The organism is Sinorhizobium sp. FG01 (assembly GCF_002531875.1).
GTDB lineage: Bacteria > Pseudomonadota > Alphaproteobacteria > Rhizobiales > Rhizobiaceae > Sinorhizobium > Sinorhizobium fredii_C.
The window spans coordinates 427,636-444,051 of record NZ_NWTB01000002.1; the positions used below are offsets into that span (position 1 = coordinate 427,636).

Here is a 16,416-nt window from a genome sequence, read left to right on the forward strand (position 1 = left end):
ACGACCGCATTCGGCGCTCTGTGGGGACGGGAAAGGGACAGGAGATCGGCAATGATGGACTTCCGTGTTTCCGCGACGGAGGAGAAATCCGGCGTCGCCCGATCGGCGGAGCCGCGCTCGGATGTCATCATACATTATGACCGGGATCGCTCCATTCCCTCGATCGTTGCACAGCACGCTGCAGCCAGTCCGAAGTCGGTAGCACTAGTTTGTGAGGGGCGCACGATCACCTATGACGAGCTTGAACGAGTTTCGGACCGCCTAGCGGCCTATCTCATCCGGGAAGGGGTCCAGAAAGGCGACATCGTCTGCTTGTTCGTGCCGCGGTCGCCGGAAGCAATTGTGGCCATGCTGGCGATCCTGAAGGCCGGGGCCGCTTACCTGCCGCTGGACACGACTTTTCCCATTGAGCACCTCGACTATGTCATCGGCGAATGCGAGCCGAAGGTCGTCTTCGTCGACCCCGAGACGGCGCGGACGATCCGTTCGGTCCCGAACGCAAAGGGATCGAACGTCGATCTGTTCGCGCTGCTCCAGAAACTCACTGGCGGCGCAGACGAGATCCGGCCTGACATCGCAGTCGGTGGCGGCGATCTGGCCTATGTGATGTTCACTTCTGGCTCTACCGGCCGACCGAAAGGCGTTGCCATCGCCCATCGCGGCATTGCGCGGCTGTCGCTGGACCAGAACTACCTCAAGCTCACAAGCAACGACGTCATGCTGCACGCCGCGACGATCGCATTCGACGCCTCCACCTTCGAGGTCTGGTGCGCCCTGACAAACGGTTGCAAGCTGGCGATCTTGCCGGACGGCAATTTTTCGGTCGCCCGCCTGCGCGATGTCGTGGGCGGCAATGGCGTCACGGTCGCGCTGCTGACAACGGGGCTCTTCAACCTGCTCGCCGACTACCCCGGTTCGGCCCTGCCGTCGTTGCGCCACATGTTTTTCGGCGGCGAAGTCGCCTCTGTCGAACATGTGCGGCGCTTTCAGAAGACTTTTCCCGTTTGCCGGGTAACCAACGCTTACGGGCCGACCGAGATCACCGTTCTCGCCACCGCCTACGACATACCGGCAGGCTTCGACGGTAGCGACGTGCCGATCGGTCAGGCGGTGGAGCATACCGGCATTCTGATCGTTGACGAAGAGCGTCGTCCGGTTCCGGCCGGCGTCGAGGGCGAACTGGTCCTGACGGGTGACGGCGTGGCCATCGGCTATTTCAAGCGGCCCGAACTGACGGCGGAGCGGTTTGTCACGATCGAAACGCCGGAGGCGCCCCTTCGAGGTTATCTGACCGGCGACCTGGCCGTCCTGGATGAAAACGGGTCGGCCCGGTTCAAGGGCAGAGTTGATCGACAGATCAAGCTCAACGGCAAGCGCATCGAGCTCGACGAGATCGAGGCCGCGCTCCGGCGCGACCCGCGCCTCTCAGACGGCGTCGTCATCTGCCAGACGCTCGGTCCGCAGAACAAGCGAATCCTCGGCTATATCTGCCCACAGGCCAGCGCCACCGCAGATGACGCCGAGTTGATACGGGGTGTTATGGAGCGGCTGCGCAACGCCTTGCCGGCCTACATGATCCCGAGCGTCGTCACTGTGCTCCGCCAGCTTCCGCTGCATCAATCGGGGAAAGTGGACCGATCCAAGCTGCCCCTGCCTGTCAATGCGGCGCCAACGGCAACGGCACCGATCACGAGCCAGACCGAGGCGGTCCTGCTCGGCCTCTGGCAGGCTGTCCTCGGTATCCAGGCGGTGGAACTCGATCGGAATTTCTTCGACCTCGGAGGGACGTCGCTTCAACTGATGCGCATCCATGCAGCACTCGAAAGCAATCTCGGCCGGCCGGTCGACGTCGTGGCGCTCTTCGAGCATCCGACGATCAGGGAACTGGCGGGCTTTCTCGATGGCAGAGCCATTGCCGGTGCACGGGCAATGTCGGCGGCGGAGCGAGCCGCGCTGCAGCGCAAGACCATGTCTCAATTCCGCAGGAGTGCTCCATGACGGCGATTGGCGAAGCAGACAGCAATCTTTCCGGCATCGCCATCATCGGCATGTCCGGCCGCTTTCCCGGAGCTCCTTCGGTGGAAGCCCTGTGGCAGATGATCTGCGAAGGGCGGGATGCCTTTTCCAAGCTGAAACCGGATGAGCTCGAAGACGCTTTCACCGACGAGGAGCGCGGCAGCGCCAACTACGTGCCCGCCCGGCCGCACCTGCCCGACATCGAACTGTTCGACGCCGAGTTTTTCGGCATGTTTCCGCGGGAGGCCGCAGTCACCGACCCGCAGCATCGGGTCTTTCTGGAGATCTGCTGGGAAGCGCTGGAACGCGCCGGCTACGACCCACAGAAATATCCCGGACTTGTCGGCGTTTTCGCCGGCGCTTCAATGCCGACCTATCTCATCAACAACGTACTTGGAGAGCGGGCGAAGGCGGAGGAGTTCACGTCCAACTACCAGATCGGTTGCTTCCAGCAGATCGTCGGCTCCTTGACGGATGCACTGGCGACCCGGATTGCCTACAAGTTTGATCTGCGCGGACCCGCCATCACCATTCAGTCGGCCTGCTCGACGTCGCTGCTGGCGGTATCGCAGGCCTGCCAGAACCTGCTGACCTATAGTTGCGACATGGCGCTCGCCGGTGGCGTGTCGATCACCGTGCCGCAGCGGCGCGGTTATTTCTACCAGGAGGGCGGCATGGTTTCGCCCGATGGGGTTTGCCGACCCTTCGACGAACGAGCCGCCGGAACGGTCTTTGCCAGCGGCGCGGCCGTCGTCCTCCTGAAGCGGGTGGAGGATGCGCTTCGTGACGGCGACCACATCTTCGCGGTGATCCGCGGCTATGGCGTCAACAACGACGGGTCGGAGAAGGTCGGGTTCACAGCGCCGAGCGTCGCTGGCCAGGCCGGGGCCATTGCTGCAGCGCTGGCGGGCGCCGACGTCGATCCTGCGACCATCGGCTATGTCGAATGCCACGGCACGGCGACGCCACTCGGCGATCCCATCGAATTCGGAGGCTTGCGCGCCGCCTTTGCCGAAACGAACGAGCGGCGGGGATCATGCGCACTCGGGTCGGTGAAGGGTACGGTCGGCCATCTTGATGCGGCGGCCGGCGTCACGAGCCTCATCAAGGCGGCGTTGGCACTCCAGCACGCAAAGATCCCCGGTTTACCCAACTTCACGCGCCCCAATCCGCGCATCGACCTCGACGGGAGCCAGTTCTACATCCCCACGGAAATGACCGACTGGCCAGAGGGGGAGGGTCCGAGACGGGCGGGCGTGAGCTCCTTCGGGGTCGGCGGGACCAATGTCCATGTCGTCGTCGAGGAGGCACCGGTCCGCGGGGAGGCGGCGGGCGATCCCCCCCGCGGCCCATTCATTCTCCCCCTGTCGGCGCGCAATGAAGCGGCGCTGGCGGCGATGCGCCTCAACCTGCGAGACCATCTTGCAAAGATGCCCGATGGTACATTGGCGGCCGTCGCCCATACGCTCCAGACCGGCCGACGGGCCTTCGCGCATCGCTCCGCGATCGTTGCCAACAGCGTCAGCGACGCGGTAGAGCGCCTAGGGTCCGAACGCGTAGCGAGCGCAGTCGCCTCCGATCGCCCGCCCGTCGTCTTCATGTTTCCGGGCCAGGGCTCGCAATATGTCGGAATGGGTGCCGTGCTTTACAATTGCGAGCCGGAATTCACGCGCTGGATCGATCGCGGCACTGAAATCCTGCGTGCGTCCCTCAAGACCGACCTTCGCGATTTTATCTGTCACGCCGGCGCAGTCTCGCAGGCGATGGCGGACGAGCAGCGCGAGACGCGGATTGCCCAACCCTGCCTGTATCTGGTCGAGTACGCGCTGGCGCGGTTGTGGATGAGCAGAGGGCTCAAGCCGAGCGCGATGATCGGCCATAGCGTCGGCGAGTTCGTTGCCGCGACGCTCGCCGATGTCATCTCCTTCGAGGATGGCCTCCGTCTGGTGGCCGCCCGCGGCCGCCTCATGCAGGCGCAGCCGCAGGGCGCGATGGTCTCCGTGCGCGCGGATGTCGAGACCGTGACGATGCACCTACGCGAGGATGTGGAGATCGCGGCGATCAACGCGCCCAAGCTCTGCGTCGTTTCCGGAACGTTCGCCGGCGTCGATGCGACCTGTGCGGCCCTCGAAGCATCCGGGATCGCCTTCAGCCGGTTGCATACCTCGCACGCCTTCCATTCCGCGATGATGGACGGAGTGACCGACGCGCTGCGCGAGGAAACCGCCAGGGTCACCTACGGAACGGCGAACCTGCCGTATGTCTCCTGTGTCAGCGGCAGCTGGCAAACGGTCGAGCAGGGCATGTCGCCGGACTACTGGGCGCGTCATTGCCGGGCGGCGGTGCGATTTTCGCAGGGGCTCGAAACTCTCAGCCGGGAGCAGAAGCCGGTGCTGCTCGAGGTCGGCCCAGGGCGCACGCTCTCGGTCTTTGCCGCTCAGACACTGAGCCGTGATGCCACCCATGCTATCGTTCAGTCGCTGCCGGAACACGATCGCGCCCATGCCGCGAGCGAGACGCTTGCAGAGGCGCATGGCAAGCTCTGGACGGCGGGTTGCGATCTCGACTGGCCGGAGAAACCCGGGCCGCAGCCGTCAAAGCTGCTCCTGCCGACCTATCCATTCCAGCGTCAGCGGCACTGGATCGATGCGCCGCAATCGGTCCGGCGCGCCGGCGACCACGCCTCGGCGGCACCGGCACTGACTGCCGAGAGACCTGCATCCATTGCGTCAGCCCCATCGATCGAGGGAAGTCCCACCATGGAAGTCGTCAAACCAATACCCGTGGCCAGCCGCGCTCCCAAGCTTGAGGCCTCGTTGTTGAACGTCTTGGCCGATATGTCCGGCGAGGCACTCGGGGCAGGGGACTCGACGGCGACCTTCCTGGAGCTGGGTTTCGATTCCCTGTTCATCGGACAGTTCGCGCAGCGGATCGAAAAGGATTACAAGATCAAGCTCTCCTTCCGCGAATTGCTGAGCAATATCCCGACCGTCCGGGATCTGGCGCGCCACCTTGACCAGCAACTGCCGCCGGAACCGGCAAACTCGGCCGAAGCGGTGGCCGCGGAACCCGCCAGTGCGGCTCGGGTCGCCGTGCCGCCGGCGCCATCGGCGCCCGCTCCGACCGCCGCCTTCAGCGCACCGACGGCGAGCGCGCCGCCCGCGAGCGCCAGCGGTCTTGAAGGGATCTTGCAGTCTCAACTTCTGATGGTGCAGTCGATTCTCTCGCAGCAGCTCCAGGTCTTGCAGGCGGGTACCGCGGAGCGCGCGCTGTCCGCGGCAGCGCCCGTTGCGACGACGGTACAGCCCATGCCTATGCCGGTGACGGCGGAAGCGGCACGGGCCGTGGGCGATGGCGATGTCGGCGCGCAGCGGATCAAGCTCTACAGCCCCGGCGCCAAGAACGCGGCTTCCGAGATGACACCCGAGAAACACGCCTTCGTAGCCGAGCTGATCACTGCCTACGAGGCGCGCAATCCGAAATCCAAGAGCTTCACGGACCGCAACAGGCGGTGGCTTGCCGATCCGCGCACGGCCGCCGGCTTTCGGCAGGACTGGAAAGAGATCGTCTTCCCGGTCGTGTCCGATCGGTCGAAGGGCTCCCGTATCTGGGACATCGACGGCAACGAATACATCGACCTGGTCAACGGCATGGGGCAGACCGCCTTCGGCCATGCGCCCGATTTCGTGACCGAGGCGATAAAGTCCCAGGTGGATGCGGGCTTCGCCATCGGTCCGCAGACGCCGCTTGCCGGCGAAGTCGCCGAGCTGGTTGCGGCGATGACCGGACATGAGCGCGTGACCTTCTGCAACACCGGATCGGAAGCGGTGATGGCCGCGATGCGCGTCGCCCGCACAGTGACCGGCCGAGACAGGATCGTCGTCTTCGGCAACGATTATCACGGCCAGTTCGACGAGGTTCTGGTGAAGGGAAGGAACCGTGGAGGCACACCGGTCGCGCTGCCGGTCGCGGCGGGGATTCCGGCGGCCTCCGTCACCAACATGACCGTGCTTCGCTACGGCGACGCCGAGAGTCTCGACTGGATCCGCGCCAATGCCGGAGAGATTGCCGCGGTCATCATCGAACCCGTGCAGAGCCGGCATCCGGAGCTGCGTCCGCAGGCGTTCGTGCGGTCTTTGCGCGAGATCGCAACGGCGTCCGAATTCGCGCTCGTCTTCGACGAGGTCGTCACCGGTTTCCGGGTCGATCCGGGCGGCATGCAGGCGATCTGGGGAATCAAGGGCGACATGGCGACCTACGGCAAGGTCGTCGGCGGCGGCATGCCGATCGGCCTGCTGGTCGGCGACAGCCGGTTCATGGATGCGCTCGACGGCGGCCACTGGAGCTATGGCGACGATTCCGTGCCGATGACCGCGCCGACCTTCTGCGCGGGCACGTTCGTTCGCCATCCGGTGGTTCTCGCTGCGGCCCGTGCCGTGCTGCAGCATATTAAGGGCGACGGCGCCGCTCTGTATGGACGGGTGGCCGAACGCACTGAGGCGCTGGTGGCTGAGGTCAACGCCGATCTCGCGCGGCGCGGCATTCCCAATGTCGTCCAAAGCTACAAGAGTTGGTTCGTCACCGATTTCGGCAGGGACGATCCGTTGGGCACGCTGCTCTATGCGAAGATGCGCATGCTCGGCATCCACATCCAGGACGGCTACCCCTGCTTCCTCACGACGGCCCATAGCGAAGCGGATTTCCAGGCGATCGCTGCCGCGTTCCGTGAAAGCCTTGATGCATTTCAGGCGGTCGGCATTCTCGGTACGCCGCCTGCGGAGTTTGCCTCCCCACCGCAGACGTCGACCCCGCGGGCGGCCCGTCCTTCGGCGGCTCCTTTGACGGAGGCGCAGAAGGAGATCTGGCTGGCGGCGCAAGCCGGGGACGGTGCGTCATGCGCGTTCAACGAATCCTTCACGATGACGATCGACGGGCAGCTTGACGAAGAGAAGCTTCGCCAGGCCCTCAAGACCGTCATCGCGCGGCACGACGCCCTGCAGATCCGGTTCGGCAGAGCGGGAGATCATTTCGAGTTCATTCCCGACTTCGATCTCGATATCGGTCACGTCGATCTCGTCGGGGATGCCGATCGTGAAGCGCTGTTCGCCCGGTTTCTTGAAGACGATGCGCACACGCCCTTCGATCTGGCAGAAGGCCCGCTCGCCCGGGCATGCATCCTGCACATGGAACCCCAGAGCCACCGGCTGGTGTTCACCGCCCACCACATCGTGTGCGACGGCTGGTCCGTCAATGTTCTCGTCGAGGAACTGGCGAAGGCCTATTCCACCCTGGTCGATGGCGCGACGCCAGACCTGCCCGCGGCCCTGTCCTTCGCGACCTATGCCACGGATCTTGCGCCAAAGGCGGAAATGTCGAACGCGACCGAGCGCTTCTGGCTCGATCAATTCGCGGAGGTCCCGGACCTGCCGGACCTGCCGCTCGACCACCCCCGCCCGGAGCGCCGGAATTTTGCCGGCGGGACCGTGCACGGGCAGATTGAAGCCGATGACTACAAGGCTCTGAAGAAAGCCGGTGCCAAGGCTGGTGCGACGTTGTTCTCCACACTGCTTGCAGCGCTTCAGGTGGTGATCTCCCGTCTTTCCGGGCAGGACGACATCGTCGTCGCCGTACCCTCGGCCGGCCAGAGCCTGCTCGACGGCCAGACGCTCGTCGGCCATTGCGTCAACCTGCTGCCACTGCGCCAGCAGGTGGATGCAAGCATGCGGTTCGACGCACATCTGAAAGCCACGCAGCAACTCGTGATCAATGCCTTCGAGCATCAGGACTACACCTATGGCACCCTGGTGCGGAAGCTCGGCATCAAGCGCGACATGCACCGCCTGCCGTTGACCGAGATTCAATTCAACCTGGAGAGAGTGCCGGAAAATCTGGACTTCGGAGGCCTCGAGACGCGGATCGCCTCGAACGGCAAGGCTTTCTCCAACTTCGACATGTTCTTCAACCTGACCGAGGGCCCGCAGGGCGTGCGCATCGACGTCGATTATAATGCCGAGGTCTTCGATCGAGGCACGGTCGAACGCTGGATCGGCCATCTTGTAACCCTCGCCGGTGCGCTTGCCGAGGACATAACCAGGCCGATCGGCCAGCTTCCGCTGATGCGCGCAAGCGAGAAGAACTGGCTGGTCCACACGCTCAACGACAGCGCGGCGGACTATGATCGCGACGCCTTCGTGTTCTCGCTTTTTGCGGAAAAGGTTAAGGCCCAGCCCGATGCAGCGGCCGTCGAGCACGACGGGCAAGTGCTAACCTACGCGGAACTCGATCGCCGTTCCGACCAACTCGCCACCTATATCCAGGAGGTGGTGCCCGATCCTGGGCTGAGGATTGCGGTGCTGGTCGAGCGCTCGCTCGAAATGGTCGTTGCGTTGATCGCCATCATGAAATCCGGGCATGCTTACGTGCCGCTCGATCCAGCGCACCCGGAAAACCGACTCGCCCAGACGCTAGAGATCGCACGCGTGGCGGCCGTCATCTGCGATAGCGAAAAATCCGCGGGGCTTGCAGGATCGCAGCTCCAGGCCATTCGACTGGACAGGGACGCCGACGCCATCGCGGCCGTCCGAAGTGCACCAAAGCTGCCCACCGACACAACATCGGCCGCCTACGTCATCTTCACGTCGGGTTCTACAGGGGCACCCAAAGGCGTGGAAGTGTCGCACAGGGCGCTCGTCAACTTCCTGGTGTCTATGGCGAAGGAACCGGGTCTGACCGATCGCGACACCATCGTCGCCGTCACCACGATCTCCTTCGATATCGCAGGCCTGGAGCTGTATCTGCCGCTGATCACGGGGGGACGCGTCGTACTGGCGGGCCGCCAGGCGGTACGGGACGGCTTTGCGCTCGTGCGCCTCGTCGAGCAGTGCAATGCCACCGTGCTGCAGGCGACGCCGACGCTGTGGCAGATGCTCGTGGAAGCGGGCCTCAAGCGCCCCGGGCTCAAGATGCTCTGTGGCGGCGAACCGTTGCCGAAGGCGCTGGCCGAAACCTTGCTCGCCACCGGCGGCGAACTCTGGAACATGTACGGACCGACGGAAACGACGATCTGGTCCTCCGTCGGGAAGATTGATGCAGCCGACGGGCCGATCACGATCGGTCACCCGATTGCCAATACGCAGCTTCATATTCTTGACCGGACCGGCAGTATTGCGGCGATCGGTGTTACCGGTGAGCTCCACATCGGCGGCGAGGGATTGGCGAACGGCTACTTCGATCGTCCCGACCTCACCGAAAAAGCCTTCGTCGAGATCGACATCGGCACCGGCACGCCACAGCGCTTCTATCGGACGGGTGACGTCGGCAGACGGCTTGTCGATGGCTCCCTGCAATTGCTCGGCCGCCGCGACCAACAGATCAAACTGCGTGGCTTCCGCATCGAACTCGGCGAGATCGAAGCCGTCATGGCACGCGCACCCGGCATTCGCCAATGCGCCGTCGTCGCGGCGCATAACGGTCGGGGCGAAAAGCACCTCGTCTGCTACCTGGTGGTCGAGGAAGGCGGCAGCCGCCCCAGCAACGCGCAACTCTCTGCCCACGCGGAAGCTAACCTTCCTGCCCACATGGTTCCGACCTTCTGGGCATTCGAGGAGACGCTCCCGCAGACGGCCAACGGCAAGCTGGATCGGAAGGCCCTCGAACAACGGGGCTTGCCGCAGCGCGCGGCGACCGTGATCCGGGTGCCGCCCCGCACGCCGATGGAGGAGCGACTCTGCACCATCTGGCGCGAGGTGCTGAATTCCGACGATATCGGCGTGGAGGACAATCTCTACGCGCTGGGCGCCGACTCGCTCGTCATCTTCCGCATCGCGGCACGTATGCTGGACAGCGGCCTCGAACTCGAGGCGAAGCATCTGATGATGCATCCCTCGGTGGCCGAACTCGCGGCCTTCGCCGAGGCTCGCAATGAGACGGATGGGACGCTTCCCCATCCCTCTGTTCCCTCGCTGAGGGATTTCCGCAATGGCGCGCGCCGCCGCATCGAACAGGTGACACGGGCATGAAGGAAACGAACCAGGCAGTTCCGACAACCGCACCGACGGTCGTCGCCGAATTTCCCTGCTCGCAGACGCAACTGCGCTGCTGGATTCTCGACCAGATGAAACCCGGAAATCCCGCGCTCAACGTCGCAGTGCGTTGGGAGGTGCGCGGCGCGATCCGCTCGTCGGCGATCGAGGCGGCGTTCCGCACCGTCATCCAGCGTCACGAGATCCTGCGCACCCGTTTCGTCGAAGTTGGCGGCCGTCCATGCCAACAGGTCGTCGATCAGGTCGACTTCCGCATGTCGGTGATCGATCTCAGGAACGTGCCGGCCGACCAGCGCGAGGCCCGCATCCTTTCGATCGGCGAGGAGACGGCGCGCGCGCCGTTCGACCTCAGCCAGCCCTGCCTTTTCCGCGTCTCGCTGCTGATGGTGGAGAACGACCGCGGCTTCCTGCTGATCACCGCCCACCAGAGTTGTTTCGACGGCTGGTCGATCCGCGTGCTTGGGCGGGAGGTCGGCGAAATTTCGGCGGCGATCGAGGCCGGGCGTTCGCCTGCCCTCCCGGAACTGCCTTTGCAGTATGGCGACTTCTCGCTCTGGCAGAGCGAGTATCTGGAAAGCTATGGGTTCGAGGCGGAGAAGGCGTTCTGGCGTGAGCGTCTCGAAGGCGCTCCCTATTTCGAGGTCGTCCCGGACCATCCGAGGGGACCTGTCAAGACGACACGCGGCTCCATCCTGTCGGTTGCCAAACCCGTCGAGTTCGGCGAGCGCATCGATGCCGCCTCCCGGCAGCATCGCGTTTCCCTCTACAGTTTCGGCGCTGCCGTGGTGAGCGCGCTGCTCCATCGCTACGCCGCTGCCGACAAGGTCCTCTTCGGGTCCCAGGTGGCCGGGCGCGACGACACCGATCTGGAGAATCTGATCGGCGTTTTCATTAACAACATCGTGTTGCGGTTCGACTTCCCCAGTGACATGACTTTTGCCGACCACCTGCGCTCGGCAAGCGAGATCGTCACGGCAGCACTCAATCATCACCGGATGCCGTTCAACAAGCTTGTCGAGATGGTCAACCCGATGCGCGATCCTTCGCGCAATCCACTGATCTCCGTCAACTTCAATCTCCAGAAGGCGTTTCTCGAGGACCAGCGATATGGCGGCCTCGAACTTATCAGTGCGCCGTCGCAATCGCCGGGTGTAATCTACGACCTCAGCTTCATGATGATTGGCCGCCCGAGCGGCTGGCGCATGTCGATCGAGTACAATGCCGACCTGTTCGAGCGGCGCACCATCGAGGGCTTGCTCGATCTTTGGCAACAGATCTACGAGATCGTGCTGGAACGGCCGTCCGCGTTGCTGTCCTCGTTGATCGTGCCCGAACGGGAGATATTCCAACAGCCGGAAATTCTTCGGTCTGTCCCGGTCGCGGAGCAAGTCCTTTCCAGCCACCCCTCGGTTGCTGCAGCGGCGGTGGTACCTACCGATGGCGGCATGGGCAGCTACGGCTTCGTGACGCCTGTCCCCAATATGATCGAGCCGCTCGACCGACTGCCCGAGACGCTCATGACCTATCTCCGGTCGCAGCTGGCGACCCCGGCGATGCCGCAAGGCGTCAGTGTGCTCCTGAACCTGCCGCGCAAATTCGATGGCACGGTTGATCGCGATGCGCTGACTGTCCCCGTCAAAACCGCGCCGGCGGTGCAGGTCACACCTGCCGCGGGCAAGACCAGCATGCCGATTGACGAAAGGACGAAGGCGCTCGCAGCCATCTGGTCCGATGTGCTCGATGTCCGAGAAATCGCGCCCGGCGACAATTTCTTTTCGCTCGGCGGCCACTCTCTGCTCGCCTTGCGAATGTTGTCCGCGGTCCGCTCCAAGCTCGGCGGGAAAGCGGATCTGGAGCTGCTGTTCAAGCAACCGACCTTTAGCGGTTTCGCCGGTGCGATCTTCGGCGTTGCCGACGGGGATGCGGCAGCGAAAGATGACAATCCCTGGTCCGTCAGCGTCTGCCGAGAGGGCACGGGCCCGTGCTCGCTCTACACTCTGAACCACCCGTTTCTCTACTATCGGCTCGCCAACGAGCTCGACAGCACTGTGTCCGTCTACAACGCCAACATGTTCAGCGCGGATCTCGACGGAAGACTTGCGTCAATGTCGTTCGAAGACATTGCACGGCGCGTCGTCGAGAGGATGGGCGCCGACATTCTCAAGGGGCCGATCGCCATCATGGGGCTCTGCGTCAACGGCGTGCTGGCCATGGAAGTGGGCCGGCAGCTTCGCGAGCGCGGAGCGGACTTGCGCTTCACTGCGGTCATAGACGCCTGGGCCCCCGGCTTCGTGCGCTCCCAGCCGAAGCTGCGCCGGCTGCGCTGGAATGGCGAGCGGCGCCTGAAGCGGCTCGGCTATTTCACCCGCAAGCTGTTGGCCGGGCGCATCCGCCTGGTCGACTTCCTCCGGGAGTTCAATTTCAGCCTCGGCCTGATGAAACGCATCGGTTTGCAGGCAGGCGCCTACTCGGACGAGGAAGAGATCAATGCAAGGGTGACCGACCTGCTCGTCGACGCGGCTCGCAGCTATCGTCCTGCGCACGCCGACGGCAATCCGGTTCTGCTTTTCCGCAGCGAGGCGAACCATCCGCGGGCGCGCAAGCTCCTGTTCGGCTGGGGCGAGGCCGTTGCCCCCGACACGGAGGTCTTCGACCTCGAGGGGTGGCATGAAGACAGTCTCAACAGCAACAGTATCAAGGCACTTGCCGCCATTGCCACACATCGCTTCGGCGGCCGTAGCACCAATTGATCACCGACGTGGAGAGCACGACCATGCGCGATCTGAGCCGCCCGCTGCGCATTGGAATCCTCGCGGATGCCGTAGACTTCGAGAACTGGCAACTTATGGTCTTCGACCGCATCATAGCGGACCGCCGCTATGCCCTGACCGCGATCTTGATCGACAGGCCCCGGGGATTCCGGACCGCTCCCTCGGCACTCCTGAAGTTGGCCTATGGCTTCGAGGAGAAGACGCTGGGAAGGCAGGCGCCGTACAGCCCCTGCAATTTCGAGGCGCGCAAGCAGCGCATCGTGCCACTTGCACAGTCGACGCCGGGTGCCGTACAGGCGCAAATCGCCGAACTCGGGCTTGACCTCGTCATCCGCATGTCTCCGAACGGAATGCCCGACGATGCCGTCGGGCACTTGCGCTACGGCGAATGGGCGTTTTCGTTTTCGGACCAGAAGGCGAGGGGCTGCGAATGGTTCAGCTATCGTGAGGTTGCCCGCAATGCGCCTTGCGTTGATCTCTCCCTCTATGTCCGGTCTGGCTCCAGCGTGGGCGACATCGCCGCCTCGTCCTTCAACATCAAGTTCAGTGCGCTCCGGAACATCAATTTCGTCAAGGAGCGCGCGGCCACCCTGCTGATGCGCGAACTGTCGCGCCTGGCGGATTCGGCCGAGCTGCCGTCGACGTCACACTCACCACCCGATGCGGCGCCGCCGACGACCGGGGAACTCGCCAAATACGTGGCCGGCCTCACCAAACAACTTGCCGGGCGTGCGTTCAAGGCGCTCAAGAAGAAGACGGGATCGGGATCGGCGGTCTGGACGCTTTACACCGGAAGCGGCGGGATCGACAACTTCGAGCCGTGCGGCTCGGTCGAAATTCCTCCCACCCGCGACAACATCAGGGCCGATCCTTTCCTGCTCGAACACGAGGGCGCCTGCTACCTGTTCTACGAAGCCTATGCCGATGGCGACCGCAAGGCGCATATCGCCGTGGGACGGCTCGACGGCGACCGTTTGCAGCCTATCGGCATTGCTCTCGATTGCCACTATCACCTTTCATATCCCTTCGTCTTTCGCGATGGCGAAGATATCTTCATGATGCCGGAAACGCATCAGTCGAAGCGGATCGAGATCTGGCGCTGCGTGGAGTTTCCGTTGAAATGGGAGCTTCATTCGACCGCGCTCAACGGCATGTCGGCCGCCGACAGCGTGCTGACCCGCCACGCCGATCGCTGGTGGCTCTTCACCAACTTGTCGGAATACCACGCCTTCGAAGATCACTGCAGCGAGTTGCACATATTCGAAGTCGACGGGCCGGCCCTATCGCGCATCACTCCGCACCGGCGCAATCCGGTGGTGATCGGCAGCACCTTCGCCCGGAACGCCGGGCGGATCTTCGCGCGCGACGATCGTGTGTTCCGCCCCTCGCAGCGCAATGCGCACGGCATCTATGGCTACGGGCTGAATATCATGGAAATCGAGCAACTGGACCTCGACACCTACAGGGAAAAATGCGTGCGCACGATCGAGCCCGACTTCAAGCCTGGATTGGTCGGCTGCCACCATTTCGATTCTGCTGGCGATCGCTACGTCCTGGATGCGCGATTAATGTCTTGATCCGGAAGACGTCCTCCCTGCGATAGCGCAGGCGCACGGCATTGCCGATCGTCAGGGCCGCCACGGCGCCGTGAAAGTTCTCCGGCGCCATCAGTTCCAGCAGGCTCCAGTTCGATGGTGCGTCCACGTCGCCGTCCAGCCGCTTGAGTCGTGGCGGCTCGGTAGCGCTGATCGTCACGTCGAAAGTGTCGAGCGGCAGGGAGAGGCCCGCGCCGTGCGCCTTCACGAAAGCCTCCTTGCGTGTCCAGCAGCGATAAAAGGCCGCGAGATAATCTTGCTCCGGCAAGGCGGCCAGTTCGGCGCATTCGCGAGGCGAGAAGAAATGGGTGGCGACATCTTCCTTCAGCGGTTTGATTTCTTCGATGTCGAGGCCGACGGGATAGTGATCCGACACGGCGAGCATGGCGACATCGGCACTGTGGCTTAGATTGAAGTGCAACTCCGGGATCATCGCCGCGGCGATGCGCGGCTTGCCGAAGACATTGTAGGCGAGCCCGATGCGTGCTGGCGGAATATGAAGGTAGCGGCTGAGCACCAGACGCAGCCCCGCACGGCCGACGATGAAGCGATGTCGGTCCCGGGCGTGGATGAACCGTGACGCGCGGGCACGATCGGCGGCGCTGAGCAGCGGAAGATGTGCCTCGGCTTGCGCCGCCTCGGCCGCGATGCTCCACTGCCATATGTCGATGGTGTTCGGGCCGATGCGCTCGAGACTACGTCGCATAGGCCAATCCCCCCTTCGATGCCTCGCGCTGGCGCCGCATGCGTCTGGCGAGATAGGTCATCAGCGCCAAGGGGTAGTTTTCGCCTAGACTCACTCGGCAGGTCCGCTTGAGAATGTCGAGCGACCTCGAGCAGCTGTCGGGCGCATATTCGATCCTCCGCGCAGCCCATGAATAGGGGTTCATTCTGGGATTGGCGGTGCGTTGCTCGATGATCGGCAGCCAGTTGGTATAGACGTGCCGGCTGGAATCGAAGAGACGGTAGACGCCCCGCTTGTTCTCTGCGGCAAAGCTTTCTGCTTCCTTGGCAGTGTCGAAGAGGAGGTGCAGCCCGGCCGCGCTTTCCTGGTCATTGTGCGGGCCCAGCGTGAACCCCGCGCTGTCGAGAATCTCCGCCATCGCGTCGTAACGCACCCGCATCCGCCGGATCATCGGATCGAGCTTCTTCAGTTGGACGTTGAGCATGGCGCCCTGTATCTGACTGGCCTTGAGATTTACACCGACCATCGATGGTTCGTTGTAATTGTCGAGATGGCCGCGGAACAGCGCTCCGATATCGTGATACATGCGTGCGCGAGCGAAGAGACGGTCGTCATTTGTAACGATCGCGCCTCCCTCGCCGATGTTGATGTTCTTGAACTGATTGAAACTGTAGGCGCCTGCATGACCGATCGTTCCCACACGCACGCCCCTGTATGTGAGCCCCACCGCCTGGCAGGCATCCTCGACTACGATGAGATCGTGCTTTCGCGCGATCGCCAGGATCGCACTCATGTTGCAAACCATGTTCGCCATATGCACAGGAACGATCGCCCTGGTCTGCGGGGTAAGCTTGCGAAGAATGTCCGCCGGATCCATCGTCAGGGTTTCGTCGATATCGACAATGACCGGAACCGCGCCCACGGCGATCGCCGCTGCGGCTGTCGCAATCCAGGTATAGGCCGGAACGAGCACCTCGTCGCCGGGGCCCACGCCGCAGGCCGCGAGCGCGGCGATGAGCGCGCCCGTTCCACTGCTGACAGTTAGCGTGTGCTTGACGCCGAATTTCTCCGAAAAGTTAGCTTCGAACCGCGTCAGCGGACCCGTGCCGTCGCCGCTGAATCGCGCCAGCTTTCCCGACGCGAAGACAGGCGCAAGTGCCAGCCATTCCCTCAATCCTACGCGAGCCATCGCTTGTTCTCCGATCCGCGCCGGTCCCGTCGTCGCCGACCACCGGCGTTCCAGGCAAGAGGGACCGCTGCCGCATACCGGCGCAGTGTAAGGTTAGTCGCGTGCTTGCCGCGTTTCA

At 63.6% G+C, this 16,416-nt stretch carries 6 protein-coding genes; 4 read left to right on the top strand and 2 right to left on the bottom strand.

Annotated features, from left to right (window positions below):
* The first annotated feature begins 51 nt into the window (after positions 1–51).
* From CO656_RS02050 to CO656_RS02065, 4 genes are read left to right on the top strand one after another with little or no spacing between them, the layout of a single operon-like run.
* Complete coding sequence (locus tag CO656_RS02050; protein WP_234819627.1) at positions 52–1,998, top strand: non-ribosomal peptide synthetase; 1,947 nt, start codon at positions 52–54, stop codon at positions 1,996–1,998.
* Positions 1,995–10,034: a hybrid non-ribosomal peptide synthetase/type I polyketide synthase gene (locus CO656_RS02055; protein WP_097524627.1), complete on the top strand. Its 8,040-nt coding sequence runs from the start codon at positions 1,995–1,997 to the stop codon at positions 10,032–10,034. Before CO656_RS02050 ends, CO656_RS02055 begins: the two co-directional genes overlap by 4 nt.
* Positions 10,031–12,808, top strand: coding sequence for a condensation domain-containing protein (locus CO656_RS02060; protein ID WP_097524628.1), 2,778 nt, complete (start codon positions 10,031–10,033; stop codon positions 12,806–12,808). The genes CO656_RS02055 and CO656_RS02060 overlap by 4 nt, the downstream gene beginning before the upstream one ends.
* Before the next feature lie 23 nt (positions 12,809–12,831).
* Positions 12,832–14,406, top strand: a complete 1,575-nt coding sequence (locus CO656_RS02065; RefSeq protein WP_097524629.1) for a hypothetical protein — start codon at positions 12,832–12,834, stop codon at positions 14,404–14,406.
* Here CO656_RS02065 and CO656_RS02070 read toward each other — a convergent pair.
* Entirely contained in the window at positions 14,327–15,130 is an 804-nt protein-coding gene (locus tag CO656_RS02070; RefSeq protein WP_097524630.1) for a 4'-phosphopantetheinyl transferase superfamily protein, read from the bottom strand. The two genes, CO656_RS02065 and CO656_RS02070, sit on opposite strands and share 80 nt — an antisense overlap.
* Entirely contained in the window at positions 15,120–16,298 is a 1,179-nt protein-coding gene (locus CO656_RS02075) for an aminotransferase class I/II-fold pyridoxal phosphate-dependent enzyme (protein ID WP_037417235.1), read from the bottom strand. The genes CO656_RS02070 and CO656_RS02075 overlap by 11 nt, the downstream gene beginning before the upstream one ends.
* Positions 16,299–16,416 lie beyond the last annotated feature (118 nt).

Coding starts and splice junctions, on each gene's coding strand:
- CO656_RS02070 (WP_097524630.1), bottom strand. CDS start 15,130: ATGCGACGTAGTCTCGAGCGCATCGGCCCGAACACCATCGACATATGG.
- CO656_RS02060 (WP_097524628.1), top strand. CDS start 10,031: ATGAAGGAAACGAACCAGGCAGTTCCGACAACCGCACCGACGGTCGTC.
- CO656_RS02050 (WP_234819627.1), top strand. CDS start 52: ATGATGGACTTCCGTGTTTCCGCGACGGAGGAGAAATCCGGCGTCGCC.
- CO656_RS02075 (WP_037417235.1), bottom strand. CDS start 16,298: ATGGCTCGCGTAGGATTGAGGGAATGGCTGGCACTTGCGCCTGTCTTC.
- CO656_RS02065 (WP_097524629.1), top strand. CDS start 12,832: ATGCGCGATCTGAGCCGCCCGCTGCGCATTGGAATCCTCGCGGATGCC.
- CO656_RS02055 (WP_097524627.1), top strand. CDS start 1,995: ATGACGGCGATTGGCGAAGCAGACAGCAATCTTTCCGGCATCGCCATC.